Origin of the sequence: Pseudomonas sp. R1-1 (assembly GCF_051132135.1) — a bacterium.
GTDB lineage: Bacteria > Pseudomonadota > Gammaproteobacteria > Pseudomonadales > Pseudomonadaceae > Aquipseudomonas.
In genome coordinates this window covers 5905873-5920730 of sequence record NZ_CP071663.1, presented here as the reverse complement: position 1 = coordinate 5920730, position 14858 = coordinate 5905873, and the positions used below count along the sequence as shown (strand labels likewise).

Here is a 14858-nt window from a genome sequence, read left to right as displayed (position 1 = left end):
GCACACGGTGCGTATAACGGCAGCTACGCCATAATGCGCGCCGAGCTAAAAGGAGCATCCAATGAGCAGCACTGCACAAACTGCTGAAGGCGAAAAAATTCTTATCGTTGACGACGATCCAGGGCTGAGCAGCCTGCTGGAACGTTTTTTCGTCAGCAAGGGCTACCGTGCCCGTACCGTTCCGAACACCGAGCAGATGGATCGTCTGCTGTCGCGTGAAGTGTTCAATCTGGTCGTGCTCGACCTGATGCTGCCGGGCGAAGATGGCCTGACCGCCTGCCGCCGCTTGCGTGGCGCGAACAATCAGATCCCGATCATCATGCTCACCGCCAAAGGCGACGAGCTGAGCCGCATCAAGGGCCTGGAGCTGGGCGCCGATGACTATCTGGCCAAGCCGTTCAACCCGGACGAGCTGATGGCTCGGGTCAAAGCTGTGCTGCGTCGCCAGGCCGCCCCGGTACCCGGCGCGCCAGGCAGCGAAGACGAAAACGTCACCTTCGGTGATTACGTGTTGTCGCTGGCGACCCGCGAACTGAAGCGCGGTGACGAAGTGCACATGCTCACCACCGGTGAGTTCGCGGTGCTCAAAGCGCTGGTGATGAACGCCCGTCAGCCACTGACCCGCGACAAGCTGATGAACCTGGCCCGTGGCCGCGAATGGGATGCCCTCGAGCGTTCCATCGACGTGCAGATCTCCCGTCTGCGTCGGATGATCGAACCTGATCCGTCCAAACCGCGCTATATCCAGACTGTCTGGGGCGTTGGTTACGTGTTCGTACCGGATGGCACCGCCAGCAAGTGATCGGTGATTTGTAGGAGCGGGTCTGCAGGGGCTGGTCGAGAGGCCAGGTCCGCAGACTCGCAATCCGCAATATGCGAGCATTGCTCGCTCCTGCAAGTGTGTAGCGGTTAAAGATGAAAACCCCCGTCTGGTTCCCCCAAAGTTTTTTCTCCCGCACCCTCTGGCTGGTGCTGATCGTCGTGCTGTTCTCCAAGGCGCTGACCCTGGTTTATCTGTTGATGAACGAGGACGTGCTGGTGGATCGCCAATACAGCCACGGCGTCGCCCTGACGCTGCGCGCCTATTGGGCCGCCGATGAAGAAAATCGCGCCAAAATTGCCGATGCCGCCACCCTGATCCGCGTGGTCGGCGCCGGTGTGCCGGAAGGCGAACAGCATTGGCCGTACAGCGAAATCTACCAGCGGCAGATGCAGGCGGAGCTAGGTGCCGACACCGAAGTGCGCTTGCGCATGCATTCACCGCCGGCGTTGTGGGTACGCGCGCCAAGCCTGGGCGATGGCTGGCTGAAGGTGCCGTTGTACCCGCACCCTCTGCGCGGTCAGAAAATCTGGAACGTGCTCGGCTGGTTCCTGGCCATCGGTCTGCTGTCGACGGCCTCGGCATGGATTTTCGTCAGCCAGCTCAACCAGCCTTTGAAGCGTCTGGTCTATGCCGCGCGCCAACTCGGTCAGGGCCGTAGCGTGCGTCTGCCGATCAGCGACACGCCGAGTGAAATGACCGAGGTTTATCGCGCCTTCAACCAGATGGCCGAAGACGTCGAACAGGCCGGACGCGAGCGTGAGCTGATGCTCGCGGGCGTGTCCCATGATTTGCGCACACCTTTGACCCGGCTGCGGCTATCGCTGGAGCTGATGGGCGACCGCAACGACCTGACCGACGACATGGTCCGCGACATCGAAGACATGGACGCGATTCTCGACCAGTTCCTCGCGTTCATTCGCGACGGTCGCGACGAGTCGGTGGAAGAGGTCGACCTCAGCGATCTGGTGCGTGAAGTGGCAGCGCCGTACAACCAGAACGAAGAGAAGGTGCGCTTGCGCCTGGAGCCGATACAGCCGTTTCCGCTGCGTCGGGTATCGATGAAACGCCTGCTCAACAACCTGATCGGCAACGCCTTAAACCATGCCGGCGGTCACGTCGAAGTGGCGGCTTACGTGTCCGGAGACGTCAGCGCGCCGTACGTAGTACTGAGCGTGATGGACCGCGGCGCGGGGATCGATCCGTCGGAGCTGGAGGCAATCTTCAACCCGTTCACCCGTGGCGATCGTGCGCGAGGCGGCAAGGGCACCGGGTTGGGCCTGGCGATCGTCAAACGGATTGCGTCGATGCACGGCGGCAATGTCGAACTGCGCAATCGGTCCGGGGGTGGGCTGGAAGCGCGGGTGCGGTTGCCGTTGGGGCTAATGTTGCCTAGGGACGCTGTGTAGATCAAAAGCCCCTCACCCCAACCCTCTCCCGGAGGGAGATGGGGCAGACCGAGGTGCCTTGCGTCATACATCGACCTGAAAGACTGGGGCGATTGTGGATTCGGCACAGCAGGATCAGGTCGGCGTATCTTTTATGCATCCCCCAATCAGTCCCCTCTCCCTCCGGGAGAGGGTTAGGGTGAGGGGCTTCTGCTCTTAGCTCTAGCCCTTGCCTTTGGTGCGGGTCATATTCGGCCCGCCATTCTTTTCCAGATGCTCAATGATGATCCCCGCCACGTTCTTCCCGGTGGTGGTCTCGATCCCTTCCAGTCCCGGCGACGAATTCACCTCCATCACCAGCGGCCCGTGGTTTGAGCGCAGGATATCCACCCCCGCCACCGCCAGGCCCATGACCTTGGCTGCACGCAATGCAGTCATGCGTTCTTCCGGGGTGATCTTGATCAGGCTGGCGCTACCGCCGCGGTGCAGGTTGGAACGGAATTCACCCGGTTTGGCCTGGCGCTTCATTGCCGCGATGACCTTGTCGCCGACCACGAAACAGCGGATGTCCGCGCCGCCGGCTTCCTTGATGTATTCCTGCACCATGATGTTCTGCTTCAGGCCCATGAACGCCTCGATCACCGACTCTGCAGCGGTCGCGGTTTCGCACAGCACCACACCGATACCCTGAGTACCTTCCAGCACCTTGATTACCAGAGGCGCGCCGTTGACCATGTCGATCAAGTCGGGAATGTCGTCCGGCGAGTGTGCAAAACCAGTCACCGGCAAACCGATACCGCGACGCGACAGCAGTTGCAGCGAACGCAGTTTGTCCCGCGAGCGGGCGATGGCCACCGATTCATTGAGCGGGAATACCCCCATCATTTCGAACTGGCGCAACACCGCGCAGCCGTAGAAAGTCACCGACGCGCCGATCCGCGGGATCACCGCATCGAAGCCTTCCAGCGGTTTGCCGCGATAGTGGATCTGCGGCTTGTGGCTGGCGATGTTCATATAGGCGCGCAAGGTGTCGATCACCACCATTTCATGCCCGCGCTCGGTTCCGGCTTCGACCAGACGGCGGGTGGAATACAGACGCGGATTACGCGACAGCACAGCGATCTTCATGCAACACCTGTGGAAAAGGTAGATACCGGGAACACCGGCTTGTCTTGTACATATTTGATGCCCGGATTGACCACCAGGTGGCCATCGATCAGGGCTTTGGAGCCGAGCAACAGGCGATAGCGCATGGACTTGCGGCAGGCGAGCGTGAACTCGACCCGCCACACCCGATCGCCCAGGGCCAGGGTGGTGCTGATCACGTAGCGCACCTGCGCATGGCCGTTGGAGCTTTTGATGGTCTTGCGCGTCACCAATGGCGCTTCGCAGCGACGATGACGCAACTGCACCACCGTGCCGAGGTGCGCAGTGAAGCGCACCCACTTCTCGCCGTCACGTTCGAACGGCTCGATGTCGGTGGCGTGCAGGCTGGAGGTGCTGGCGCCGGTGTCGATTTTCGCGCGCAGGCCGGCGACTCCCAGATCCGGGAGCGCCACCCATTCGCGCAGACCGACAACGGTCAAATGATCAAATGTCTTCAAAGAAAGAAACCAACGATTAACGTGTCCAGGCCTCAGGCGACACCTGGGCCAACGCTTTGAATGCAGGCCTGGCGAACCAGTAGCCCTGCATCAGAAATATTCCACAGTCCGCCAGGAAATCCCGTTCACCGGCGCTCTCGATACCTTCGGCGATGACTGTAACGTTCAACTCCGCACAGATTGTGACAATCCCCCGAACGATCGCCTGACGAACACGGTCACGATCGACATCGCGAATCAGCGCCATGTCGAGTTTGATCAGGTCCGGTTGGAAATCCGCCAGCAGATTGAGCCCCGAATACCCGGCACCGAAATCGTCGATGGCGGTCTTGAAGCCGAATTCGCGGTATTCACGCAGAATATTGGTCAAATGGCGATAGTTATCTACGTGCTCGCTTTCCAGGGTTTCGAAAATCAGCCGGTCGATCGGAAAATTGTGTTTTTTCGCCGCCTCCAGGGTACTGCGAATGCATAACTCTGGACGATAGACGGCGTTGGGCATGAAGTTGATCGACAAGTATGTCTGCATGTTTAGCGCAGCCGCGCCTTCGATGGCGCGGGTCCGGCAGAGCTGGTCGAAGCGGTAGCGGTTTGCTTCTGTAACCTGATCTAACACGGACATCGCGCCTTCACCGGCGACGCCGCGCACCAACGCTTCGTGGGCGAACACCGATTGATCGCGCAGGTCGACGATCGGTTGGTAGGCAAAGGCAAAATCGAAGTCCAGCGGCTCGCTTTGCTGGCAGCCCTGGCAACCGCTTTTGGGCGCGGTCAACGAAGAGGGGAAAATTGTAGTCACTCGAACACTCCATGCCGCATAGCCGGCCTAGATCACAGTCTATCTGGAGGGCCGAGTTCTTGCGCCCGACAGAAACGGTAGTACAGTTCCGACTACTGGCTGAACGAGGAATTCATATGGCGCAAAAACAGGAAGAGGACGACAACGTCCGTCTCGACAAGTGGCTGTGGGCCGCGCGTTTTTATAAAACTCGCGCCTTGGCGAAGGCCGCAATCGAAAGCGGCAAGGTGCACTGTCGCGGTGAACGCTGCAAGCCGGGAAAGGAGCCGCGCATTGGTGACGAATTCCAGATTCGTACCGGTTTCGAAGAACGCACGGTGCGGGTTGAGGCGTTATCGATTGTGCGGCGCGGGGCGCCGGAAGCCCAGACACTGTACAGCGAGACCGAGGCGAGTATTGCCAAGCGCGAAGCCGCAGCAGCGATGCGCAAGGCGGGGGCGCTGGGTGTCAGCACCGACGGCAAGCCAAGCAAGAAGCAGCGGCGGGATCTGTTCAAGTTTCGCGGTAGCAGCAACAACGATTAACCTCCAGGTTAGTGCTGTCAGTCCCGGCATCGCCAGCAGGCTGGCTCCCACATTGAACCGCATGATGTTCAAGCAACTCGGTCTACTGTGGGAGCCAGCCTGCTGGCGATTGGAGCGCGCAGCACTCGCTGAAGGCGACGCGGTATCAGGCGCTACGCATCACACTCATCCGCGACACCACCGGCAGCTTGCCGAGCAGCGCGAAAATCGGCGCAGTCACCTTCAACCAGAAGTTCGCCGCGTGATAAGCGAACGGCGTGTAATAACCCCAACCCAACGCCCACACCGCCAGCAACACGCCGCCGATGTAATCGTCCTGACCCCAATGCGCACCGGCCACCAGGCGCGGCAACATAAACAACAGCGCCAGGCCCCAGACGGTCAGAAACTGGCCAGCCGTGCGGCTGAACACCGCCATGAACAACGCCCAGATCAACAGCACCGAGGCATGATCACCAGGGAAACTCTGGCCGGAGCGGTCCTTCAGCTCCCAGGTCTTTTCCAGGTGCGGGAAGTAATCGCTGATATGCACCGCGCCTTCGAGCACCATCGACGGGCTGCTGTGCTGCCAGCCCATGTGATCGGCGAATTTGGAAAACAGTGCGCGGATCACCACCATCAGCAGCAGGATCGAGAAAAAACCAAAAAATGCGCGGCGCACGTCGATCGCCTTGAACACCCAGTCGCCCTTGATAAGCAGCGTCAGCAAAATCAGACCGACAACGATGTCGAACGGGCGCAGACTTGCAATTGCCCAGATGTGGAGCCATATCGGGTTGCTGGCCAGCGGTGTGTTGAGCGAGCGGAACAGCCACTCGTCGAAAATCACACACAGCATCTGGCCCGTAGGCCATAACCAGAAAGCCAGTAGCGCCAATGGCACTACGTTACACAGAACCAGCCGGCCGAGGTTCCACCTTGATTGGAACAAACCCGGATTGTTCATAAAATGCCTCCCATGGCCAAAACGCCGGCACCAAAAAGGGTGCCAAGAACCGCAAATTTTCACGTTTTGTAATCATTTTGTCATCACTTTCAGATACCCGGACCTATGACCGACCTAACGGATACCGATTTCACCCAACGTTTCATCTTCGACGACAGCGACACTCGCGGCGAACTGGTCGCGCTTGAGCGCAGCTACGCCGAGGTTCTTGCCAAGCATCCGTACCCGGAACCGGTGGCGCAGTTGCTCGGCGAATTGATGGCGGCGGCATCGCTGATGGTCGGCACTTTGAAGTTCGACGGACTGCTGATTTTGCAGGCGCGCTCCGAAGGGCCAATTCCGCTGCTGATGATCGAATGCTCCAGTGAGCGCGAGATTCGTGGCCTGGCGCGCTATGACGCCGAGCAGATTGCCGCCGACGCCACCTTGGCTGATCTGATGCCCAACGGGGTACTGGCCCTGACGGTCGACCCGACCGTTGGCCAGCGCTATCAGGGCATCGTTGATCTCGACGGCGAAACCCTGTCGGACTGCTTCACCAATTACTTCGTCATGTCGCAACAGGTCGGAACTCGCTTCAAGCTGTTCGCCGACGGTCGTCGTGCCCGCGGCATGCTGCTGCAGCAATTGCCTGCCGATCGCTTGAAAGACGAAGAAGATCGCGCCGCCAGTTGGCAGCACCTCACTGCGCTGGCCAGCACTCTGGGCGCCGATGAACTGCTCAGCCTGGACAACGAAACCGTGCTGCACCGCCTCTACCACGAAGAGCAAGTGCGCCTGTTCGATGTGCAGCATTTGCGCTTCAACTGCAGCTGCTCGCGGGAACGCTCCGGCAATGCGCTGGTCAGTCTTGGGCTGGAGGATGCGCTGGCGCTGGCGGCTGAACAGGGCGGCAAAGTCGAGATCGACTGCCAGTTCTGCAATCAGCAGTACGTGTTCGACTCGGCCGATATCGCTCAATTGTTCGCTGGCGCGGGTGTCGACACGCCGTCAGATACCCGGCACTAAAACGGTTCAGCGCAGGTAAATTCACTGCGTAGCGACGGAATTTCGCCGTTACGACGGGAGGACCCTACTCTTTTTGGGCTTTTCTGGCATAATTCGGCCCACTTTTTTCGCGGTAGTAGTGCACGACTTTCTACTACAAAACGTTTGGAGCACACTCGGCCACTGGCCGACGGGGAACCTCATGACGCAAGCCAATAACGCCGTGTACACCGATCTGAGTGTTGATGATCTGGTAAAAGAAGCCCTGCAACGCGGTGAGGGCGAGCTTGCCGATACCGGCGCTCTGGTAGTCCGCACCGGTCATCGCACCGGCCGTTCGCCAGTCGACCGTTTCATCGTTGAAGAGCCTTCCACCCAGGCCGCTATCGCCTGGGGCCCGATCAACCGCAAGTTCCCGGCCGACAAGTTCGATGCCCTGTGGGCTCGCGTAGAAGCCTTCAACAACGCGCAAGAGCACTTTGTCTCCCACGTGCATGTAGGCGCTGCCGAAGATCACTACCTGGCCGTGAAAATGACCACTCAGACTGCCTGGCAGAATCTGTTCGGTCGTTGCCTGTTCATCAACCCGGCCCAGTACAACCCGGCGGGTCGTGATGAGTGGCAAGTGCTCAACGTGGCCAACTTCGAGTGCGTGCCTGAGCGTGACGGCACCAACTCCGACGGTTGCGTGATCATCAACTTCGCGCAGAAAAAAGTCCTGATCGCTGGCATGCGTTACGCCGGTGAAATGAAGAAAGCCATGTTCTCCGTGCAGAACTTCCTGCTGCCGGCCGCTGACGTGCTGCCGATGCACTGCGCTGCCAACATCGGCGAAGAAGGCGACGTGACCCTGTTCTTCGGTCTGTCGGGCACCGGTAAAACCACCCTGTCGGCCGACGAAAGCCGTTACCTGATCGGTGACGACGAACACGGCTGGGGCGAAGGCGTGGTGTTCAACATCGAAGGCGGTTGCTATGCCAAGTGCATCGACCTCTCGGAGAAGAACGAGCCGGTCATCTGGAAAGCCATCAAGCACGGCGCGGTGCTGGAAAACGTCGTCATCGACGACGCCAAGCACGCCGACTATGCCGACGTCAGCCTGACCCAGAACAGCCGTGCCGCCTACCCGCTGGAGCACGTGGCCAAGCGTTCCGAGAAGAACCTCGGTGGCGAGCCGAACGCGGTGATCTTCCTGACCTGCGACCTGACCGGCGTACTGCCGCCAGTGTCGATCCTCAACGAAGAACAAGCGGCGTACCACTTCCTGTCCGGCTACACCGCACTGGTGGGCTCGACTGAAATGGGTTCGGGCAGCGGCATCAAGTCGACTTTCTCCACCTGCTTCGGCGCACCGTTCTTCCCGCGCCCGGCCGGCGAATACGCAGAGCTGCTGATCAAGCGCATCCGCGGTTTCGGCTCCAAGGTCTACCTGGTCAACACCGGCTGGACCGGCGGCGGCTACGGCGTCGGCAAACGCTTCAACATCCCGACCACCCGCGCGGTGATCGCAGCGATCCAGAGCGGCGCACTGATCGGTGCTGCCACCGAACACCTCGACACCATCAACCTCGACGTGCCACTGGCCGTCCCGGGCGTCGACACCGTCCTGCTCAACCCACGCAACACTTGGGCTGACAAGGCTGCGTACGACGAGGCTGCGAAAGCACTGGCCGGTCTGTTCATCGAGAACTTCAAGAAGTTCGAAGTGAGCGACGCGATCAAGGCTGCAGGGCCGAAGTTGTAAGAATCGGTTGTTGTGAATGAAAAAGCCGCCCTTTGGGGCGGCTTTTTTGTGGGTCAGTTCTTAGTCTTCCTTCTTCAATTTATTCACATCGTTTAAAAGCTCGGATAGAGAAAAAGTGTTGAGTGGAAACTTGCGACTGGACTCAATGAATAGCTCTCCGTAACTCGAGTTTTGCTCCGTTGAGCCGCAAGCATTGACGCTGCCGCCGCTGGCAATGACTCGTGCTCGCTTCCCGTTGTTTGTATGTTTGGAATCGGGTCAGTCGTGGATCCTGCATGGAGCGTCCCAGGTCATCTGCAGATGCCAGCAGGTTCAAGTCTTGTTCCAGACCCAGAACCTGCATTACTGACACATAAGCCCCTATCGTCACCCCCCGTAGCACCTGTTTCCAGAGACCGTAGTGTCATGACTGACATTCCGGCTCGTTCGGCGACCTGTTTGGCAGTCAGCTTTCTGCGCAAACGTGCCAATCTCAGACGGTCGCCCAGATTGCTCAGCAGCGCTGCAGTTTTCGGAAGCAGGGGCGCGGTTTTTTTGGCCATAACGCTGATATTCCTTCACTCGAGTAGTGATGGCGCCAGAATAATTGCACTTACCGCTCGATATAGAGGCTCTAGTACGCCATCACGGCCATTGCTGCCGGGCATGAATAATTCGCAACACCTCCACGTATTCATCTTTGATCGTGTAGACGATGACGTAGTTGGAGGCAGCAACTATTTCCCTAGTGCCTTCAACTTTGCCCTTTTTGTATAAGGTGGGACGCTGTCGGGCGATGTCCCCTTTTGATTCGAAAACGTCGTCCAGATCCGCAGCCGCTTCAGGATTGTCTTGCCCGATGCGATTCATGATTCGGTCTCGGTCATCAAGCGCTTGTTGGCGCCAGACCAGCCTCATCAGCGCGCTCGTTGACGCAAGGCATCACGCTTGGCAGCGAATATTCGGCGAGCATCTTCATCGCTAACGCTTGGTCTTGGATCATCGATGCTGATCTGAACTTGCTGCTTGAACCATTCTTCATACGCAGCGGCTTCATGTGCCTGTTTCAGAGCTTCGGAGCGATCCGGACGAGCATAAGTTTTAAGTTGCAGCGGATCGTAGTTTGAGGCGTCCACTCCAAAGCGGCTTATACCTAAACCCTGCAGATAGCTGACTAGGGTTTCAAGTCGTTTGAACAGACGCACCTGACCGCTGCGTTGCGCTGCCAGTGCAAATGTTTTGCTTCCTTGCTGAATTTGGATCGACCAGCCACCGGGTTTGGCGATGATGCTGGTGCTGCTAACAGAACCGTTATCAATCAGGTGGGTAAGGGTGCTGTGATCGATGGTTTCAATGATCATGAAGACAAGTCCTTGGCTGAACAATGGCTTCCATCGTACGCAATCAATAGTAGTTTGCAAAATTCACTCCTTGGGCTGGACGCCGGGTGTCCAGCAATCATGTTCTTAAGTTAAAGGCTGGCAGCTTGTTATCAGGTCGGTGCTTTCCAGTTGAGCATCCGCTGTTGCGCGACCTGCATCAGGTCACAGCCGTCCTGCGTCAACAGATAAAGCGCGTGGGTGATGTGTGGGATGTCTTCGACGTCGGCTTGTTTGAAGTTGAGGCAGTACAGGGTGCGGAGCAGGTCGCTGGAAGCGCGCAGACGCTGGACGGCACATTCGAGGATGTCTTGCGGGTCGGCGGCGGTGTCGATGAGCAGCGGCTTGGTGGCGGTGAGGCTGGATTCGAGTGGGTGGTAGCGATCGGTGAGAAACTCATTCCATGTTTTCATTTTTTGACATCTCTGAAGGCAACGAAAACCGCTGCTACCGTGACCAAGCGGTGGAGGCGGACTGTGTTCAAGTTGGTCAAACCGGCAGAGATAACCCGGTACGCCGAAGCGTCCCAAACACAGCCGCCATTAAGCGTGCCGACAGAATGTGCTGGCAGCATACAAGGGCATGCATCAGTTATCTCTGTTTTCAGGTGACCAAACCTGAGCCGCTAAGTGAACAGCGACAGCCACGACTATAAGTTCCAGCCCTAAACCCCGATAGAAGACAAAGAGTCTGCCTGCGTAGGACCGGTATGAAGATCTCATCGGACGTTGCCATCAACGGCTGTTCACTTTTCAACGCAGATGTTTATACGCCGCCAACTCCAGCACGCTGGTCGTCAACCCCGTTGCCGGCGTGTAGATCGACCCCTTCACCGCCGAGAACGGTACGCCTTTGCTGCCCAGCGACACATAGCGTTCGCCTTGATCCAGTTCGGTGAAGTAGGTGTAGGAAACCTTCTGCATCAGTTTGTAGCGTGCTTCGTCGCTGGCGATGGCGCCGGTGAGGCGCAGCAGGTCGGCTTCGCTGAGGTTCAGGGTTTTGTTCAGTCGCACGCCCCAACGTTTGAGGCAGGTTTCGGCGAAGTGGCGGACGACGCGGCCCGGTTCGATGAAGGTTTTCAGATCGCTGCTGCTGGTCGGTACGCCGCCGGCGGCGGTGGCGTTACCGGCCATGGTCGCGTGGCGGCCGGCCATGGGGTAGACGCTGGTTTTGGTGCCGACCGCGGTCTGTGGAATGACGCAACTAAAGCCTTTGGAGCGCTCATCGCGGGCATAGAATGCGACGTACTCTTTGACGTTGGCACCGAGCTTGATGCGTTGGTCCTGGAAGTTGCCAATGCCCGGCACCGGATCAAGAGCGAAGATATTCACCGGAATATGGTTCAGCTGTGGATCATTCAACATTGCGTTGGCCAACATATGGCAGCTGATTCCGCCGCGACTCCAGCCCACCAGGTTGACTTGGGTCGGGATTACGCCGTCCTTGCGGAAAGTTTTGATGATTTGCTCTTGTAACGTTTGCTGGGTCACGCTGCGATCGCCGTAGTTATATTTACGCCAGAACCAAGAACCTTCGATCTTTACATCTTCGATGGGAATGCCCGCGGCTTTAAGGCGGTTGTATTCTTCTTCGGTAAGTTGTTCGCGCTGCCAGTCGCATTTGCCTTTTATGATATTTGCGGCGTGCCGCACGTTTTCTTCCCAGCCTTTGCCGAACAGTGTGCCGGTGAGGCCGTATTCCTTGGTTTTGGTGAACAGATCGTCGGCTTGCAGGTTACCGCTGCCCGGTCCGTCGACGACGATCCATTCGGCGAATTCGCGACCCGCATGGTTGGCGGCCAGTGTCGAAACCAGTTCGCCGTCCCAGAAGTTTTCATGGCTGACATCAAACTTGTTGGAGCCGGTGCCGCAAAAGAAAATTGTTAAAACAGTCATTGTGTTGCCCTTGGTTAGTTGTAAGAGCAAACAAGTTAGTGGTGGTTGTGTGGATAAATAAAGCGTTCTGTTGTTTCTGCGTTTGTAGTGCTGCTTAGTTATAAGTTGTTTGTGGGGAGTTCTGCTTGGCGACTTCAAGTAAGTCGCAGCCGTCCTGTACCAGTAAATAAAGTGCGTTGACGATATTGGGAATGTCTTTTACATCGGCCTGTTTGAAACATACGCAGTAGAGTGTTTCCAGCAGGTCGGCGGCGGCGCGCAAGCGCTGATCGGCGGCGTCGATAAGGTCGCGCGGGCTGGCATGGCTGTCGATGAGCAGGACCGGGTTTTCGCTGTAGCGGGTCTTGAGCGGGCGGTAGCGGTTGATCATGGTCAAGCGTGTCCTGTGCTGAGGCGTTCGGGCGGGCTGGTGGTGTGTCAGGCCGCGCCGGTCACTATAGAAGGGCGTTTTGCGGTGAGACAAGACAGCCGCAATGGACAGCTTTCGTAGGGACTTTTTCGTCAATTGAGCGATCTTTCCTACACGTTTTCGCGGTTTGTTTTGGCCAGGAATCGACCGGTGAATATTCCTACTTGTGTGGCAGACGATTCGTGATCGACCTTCATAACGTGTGCCTCGGAGTCGGTAGGAAGTTTCCAGGCGTCCGACACTCGCTTGAACGGAATTGGCTCTTTTTGACTGTGTTCCGCATGCCTTTGCGTTGAGCATTTCCCGACGCGGTATCATTCCGAATCGATTTGCCCCCGACCTTTTCTCGACTCGCTGCGATCGCCCGCTAGGCTGTTGGCATGGCAGCAGTCAACGGAGTGACAGCGAATGCACAACACCCTGGAACAGGTTTTTGGTTTCTCACAGTTTCGACCCGGACAAGAAACCGCGATCAGTGCGGTGCTGGCCGGGCGCTCGGCGGCGGCCATTTTTCCCACCGGTTCCGGCAAGTCGATTTGCTATCAACTGCCGGCGCTGTTGTTGCCACACCTGACGCTGGTGGTGTCGCCGCTCTTGGCGTTGATGCAGGATCAATTGGCTTTTCTGCAGCGCCATGGCATCTCGGCCGGCAGCATTGATTCGGCGCAGAATCGTGATGACGCCAATGCGGTGATGGCCCGCGCCCGCTCAGGTGAATTGAAGATCCTGATGGTCTCGGTAGAGCGCTTGAAGAACGAGCGCTTTCGCAACTTTCTGCAGCAGGTGCCCATCTCGTTATTGGTCGTGGACGAGGCGCACTGCATTTCCGAGTGGGGCCACAATTTCCGTCCTGACTACCTCAAGTTGCCGGACTACCAGCGCCAGTTCAACATCCCGCAAGCCTTGCTGCTGACCGCTACGGCAACGCCGAATGTGATCGCCGACATGCAGGCCAAATTCGATATCGCCGCCGAGGACGTGGTCACCACCGGCTTCTACCGGCCCAACCTCAATCTAATGGTGGAACCGGTGCGCGGTGAGGACAAGCGCCGGCGTCTGGTGGAGTGGATGAACGCGCGAGCGGGCCAGCCGAGCATCGTCTATGTGACCTTGCAAAAAACCGCCGAACACATCGCCGAGCACCTTGAGCGCAATGGCATTCAGGCCGAGGCGTATCACGCCGGTCTGCCCCACGATAAACGCGAAGCGATCCAGAAACGCTTTATGGCCGGACAGTCCAATTGCATCGTGGCGACCATTGCGTTCGGCATGGGCATCGACAAGAGTGACATTCGCAACGTGGTGCATTTCGACCTGCCCAAATCCATCGAAAACTACAGCCAGGAAATCGGCCGCGCCGGTCGTGACGGGCAACCGTCCGATTGCCTGGTATTGGCTAATCGCGACAGCCTCAACGTGCTGGAAAATTTCGTCTACGGCGACACGCCGGAACGTGAAGGCATTCATTGCGTGCTGGGTGAAATCCAGGCCTCGGCAGGGCAAGGGCAGTGGGAGTTCATGCTCGGGCCGCTGGCGGACCAGAGCAACATCCGCTCGTTGCCGTTGAAGACTTTGCTGGTTCAGCTGGAACTGCGCGGCTTGATCGCGCCGCGCTACGCCTATTACGCCGAATACCGCTTCAAATATCTGCTGGAGCCGGAGGTTCTGCTTGAGCGTTTCGACGGCGAACGCCGGGACTTCGTTGCCGCACTGATCCAGACCTCAACCCGTGCACGTTCGTGGGCCACGGTGAATTTCGACGCGATGTACGCGCAGTATTCTGCTGAGCGCAGCCGGGTGGTGAAGGCGTTGGATTACTTTCAGGAAAAAGGCTGGATCGAGCTGGAAAGCAAGCAGATGACCGACGTCTACAGCCTGCTGCGCAGCGATTTCAATAGCGAAAATTTAAGCACCGAGTTACACGACTATTTCACCCGCCATGAGCAGGCTGAAATCACGCGTATTCACGCCATGCTTGCGATGTTCGCCAGCGAACGCTGCCTGGGTTATCGGCTAGCCGAATACTTCGGCGACCACAATGCTCCGCAACAGTGTGGACACTGTTCGGTGTGTCACGGCCACGTTGCACGACTGCCACCGGCGCCGGAGCTGCCAGCGCTTGTGGACGAAAACTTTGCGCTGTTGTGTGGCGAATTTATCCACAAGCACGAGCAGCACACCGGAGCGATGCCATCGGCTGAGCGGCTGACGCGATTTTTGTGCGGGATCAGCGTGCCGCTGTTCACCAAACTGAAGGCGCGGACGATTTCGGGGTTCGCGGCGCTGGAGGAGTATCCCTTTGCCGAAGTACGCCGTTGGGCTGCTGACAATCTACCTGGCTGACCGGGACGTTGTGGGAGCGAGCCTGTATCCATCCGCTGAAT

General features: G+C 58.2%; 16 protein-coding genes. 6 read left to right on the top strand and 10 right to left on the bottom strand.

Features of this window, described 5'->3' with window-relative positions; translation table 11 throughout:
- Positions 1-61: 61 nt before the first annotated feature.
- Together ompR and J3P75_RS26470 are read left to right on the top strand one after the other, a co-directional pair.
- Complete coding sequence (gene ompR, locus J3P75_RS26475; RefSeq protein WP_090288291.1) at positions 62-802, top strand: osmolarity response regulator transcription factor OmpR; 741 nt, start codon at positions 62-64, stop codon at positions 800-802.
- 113 nt (positions 803-915) lie between these two features.
- Positions 916-2229, top strand: coding sequence for an ATP-binding protein (locus J3P75_RS26470; RefSeq protein WP_090288293.1), 1314 nt, complete (start codon positions 916-918; stop codon positions 2227-2229).
- A gap of 201 nt (positions 2230-2430) precedes the next feature.
- Here J3P75_RS26470 and rimK read toward each other — a convergent pair whose 3' ends face one another.
- The 3 genes from rimK to J3P75_RS26455 all read right to left on the bottom strand — a co-directional run bounded on the left by rimK (position 2431) and on the right by J3P75_RS26455 (position 4611).
- Positions 2431-3336: a 30S ribosomal protein S6--L-glutamate ligase gene (rimK, locus tag J3P75_RS26465; protein WP_007949201.1), complete on the bottom strand. Its 906-nt coding sequence runs from the start codon at positions 3334-3336 to the stop codon at positions 2431-2433.
- Positions 3333-3752: an ATP-dependent zinc protease family protein gene (locus tag J3P75_RS26460; RefSeq protein WP_231988050.1), complete on the bottom strand. Its 420-nt coding sequence runs from the start codon at positions 3750-3752 to the stop codon at positions 3333-3335. Before J3P75_RS26460 ends, rimK begins: the two co-directional genes overlap by 4 nt.
- 76 nt (positions 3753-3828) lie before the next feature.
- Complete coding sequence (locus J3P75_RS26455; protein ID WP_434708739.1) at positions 3829-4611, bottom strand: EAL domain-containing protein; 783 nt, start codon at positions 4609-4611, stop codon at positions 3829-3831.
- A 116-nt stretch (positions 4612-4727) separates the two neighbouring features.
- Between J3P75_RS26455 and J3P75_RS26450 the strand changes: the two genes are divergently transcribed.
- Positions 4728-5135, top strand: a complete 408-nt coding sequence (locus J3P75_RS26450; protein ID WP_434708738.1) for an RNA-binding S4 domain-containing protein — start codon at positions 4728-4730, stop codon at positions 5133-5135.
- Positions 5136-5280: 145 nt separating this feature from the next.
- On the opposite strand, the gene J3P75_RS26445 is transcribed toward J3P75_RS26450, so the two are convergent.
- A complete protein-coding gene (locus J3P75_RS26445; protein ID WP_434708737.1) occupies positions 5281-6081 on the bottom strand; it encodes a phosphatase PAP2 family protein in 801 nt (266 codons plus the stop codon).
- Between the two features lie 105 nt (positions 6082-6186).
- On the opposite strand from J3P75_RS26445, the gene hslO reads away from it, so the two are divergent.
- The gene (gene hslO / locus J3P75_RS26440) at positions 6187-7089 is read left to right on the top strand and encodes an Hsp33 family molecular chaperone HslO (protein ID WP_090288303.1); all 903 of its coding nucleotides are present in this window, start codon (positions 6187-6189) and stop codon (positions 7087-7089) included.
- Between the two features lie 181 nt (positions 7090-7270).
- Entirely contained in the window at positions 7271-8812 is a 1542-nt protein-coding gene (locus tag J3P75_RS26435; protein ID WP_090288305.1) for a phosphoenolpyruvate carboxykinase, read from the top strand.
- Between the two features lie 290 nt (positions 8813-9102).
- Here the strand turns inward: J3P75_RS26435 and J3P75_RS26430 are convergent, their stop codons facing one another.
- From J3P75_RS26430 to J3P75_RS26405, 6 genes are all read right to left on the bottom strand, one after another.
- The gene (locus tag J3P75_RS26430; protein ID WP_434708736.1) at positions 9103-9354 is read right to left on the bottom strand and encodes a helix-turn-helix domain-containing protein; all 252 of its coding nucleotides are present in this window, start codon (positions 9352-9354) and stop codon (positions 9103-9105) included.
- A gap of 82 nt (positions 9355-9436) precedes the next feature.
- Positions 9437-9709, bottom strand: a complete 273-nt coding sequence (locus J3P75_RS26425) for a type II toxin-antitoxin system RelE/ParE family toxin (protein ID WP_206414664.1) — start codon at positions 9707-9709, stop codon at positions 9437-9439.
- The gene (locus J3P75_RS26420) at positions 9709-10152 is read right to left on the bottom strand and encodes a hypothetical protein (RefSeq protein WP_332765669.1); all 444 of its coding nucleotides are present in this window, start codon (positions 10150-10152) and stop codon (positions 9709-9711) included. Before J3P75_RS26420 ends, J3P75_RS26425 begins: the two co-directional genes overlap by 1 nt.
- A 131-nt stretch (positions 10153-10283) precedes the next feature.
- Positions 10284-10583: a hypothetical protein gene (locus J3P75_RS26415; protein WP_434708735.1), complete on the bottom strand. Its 300-nt coding sequence runs from the start codon at positions 10581-10583 to the stop codon at positions 10284-10286.
- Between the two features lie 339 nt (positions 10584-10922).
- Complete coding sequence (locus J3P75_RS26410) at positions 10923-12065, bottom strand: hypothetical protein (RefSeq protein ID WP_434708734.1); 1143 nt, start codon at positions 12063-12065, stop codon at positions 10923-10925.
- 94 nt (positions 12066-12159) lie between these two features.
- The gene (locus J3P75_RS26405; protein ID WP_434708733.1) at positions 12160-12435 is read right to left on the bottom strand and encodes a hypothetical protein; all 276 of its coding nucleotides are present in this window, start codon (positions 12433-12435) and stop codon (positions 12160-12162) included.
- Between the two features lie 447 nt (positions 12436-12882).
- Between J3P75_RS26405 and J3P75_RS26400 the strand changes: the two genes are divergently transcribed.
- A complete protein-coding gene (locus J3P75_RS26400) occupies positions 12883-14817 on the top strand; it encodes a RecQ family ATP-dependent DNA helicase (protein WP_434708732.1) in 1935 nt (644 codons plus the stop codon).
- Positions 14818-14858 lie beyond the last annotated feature (41 nt).

Coding starts and splice junctions, on each gene's coding strand:
- J3P75_RS26430 (WP_434708736.1), bottom strand. CDS start 9,354: ATGGCCAAAAAAACCGCGCCCCTGCTTCCGAAAACTGCAGCGCTGCTG.
- J3P75_RS26450 (WP_434708738.1), top strand. CDS start 4,728: ATGGCGCAAAAACAGGAAGAGGACGACAACGTCCGTCTCGACAAGTGG.
- J3P75_RS26400 (WP_434708732.1), top strand. CDS start 12,883: ATGCACAACACCCTGGAACAGGTTTTTGGTTTCTCACAGTTTCGACCC.
- J3P75_RS26410 (WP_434708734.1), bottom strand. CDS start 12,065: ATGACTGTTTTAACAATTTTCTTTTGCGGCACCGGCTCCAACAAGTTT.
- J3P75_RS26415 (WP_434708735.1), bottom strand. CDS start 10,583: ATGAAAACATGGAATGAGTTTCTCACCGATCGCTACCACCCACTCGAA.
- J3P75_RS26425 (WP_206414664.1), bottom strand. CDS start 9,709: ATGAGGCTGGTCTGGCGCCAACAAGCGCTTGATGACCGAGACCGAATC.
- J3P75_RS26470 (WP_090288293.1), top strand. CDS start 916: ATGAAAACCCCCGTCTGGTTCCCCCAAAGTTTTTTCTCCCGCACCCTC.
- hslO (WP_090288303.1), top strand. CDS start 6,187: ATGACCGACCTAACGGATACCGATTTCACCCAACGTTTCATCTTCGAC.
- ompR (WP_090288291.1), top strand. CDS start 62: ATGAGCAGCACTGCACAAACTGCTGAAGGCGAAAAAATTCTTATCGTT.
- J3P75_RS26420 (WP_332765669.1), bottom strand. CDS start 10,152: ATGATCATTGAAACCATCGATCACAGCACCCTTACCCACCTGATTGAT.
- J3P75_RS26445 (WP_434708737.1), bottom strand. CDS start 6,081: ATGAACAATCCGGGTTTGTTCCAATCAAGGTGGAACCTCGGCCGGCTG.
- J3P75_RS26405 (WP_434708733.1), bottom strand. CDS start 12,435: ATGATCAACCGCTACCGCCCGCTCAAGACCCGCTACAGCGAAAACCCG.
- rimK (WP_007949201.1), bottom strand. CDS start 3,336: ATGAAGATCGCTGTGCTGTCGCGTAATCCGCGTCTGTATTCCACCCGC.
- J3P75_RS26435 (WP_090288305.1), top strand. CDS start 7,271: ATGACGCAAGCCAATAACGCCGTGTACACCGATCTGAGTGTTGATGAT.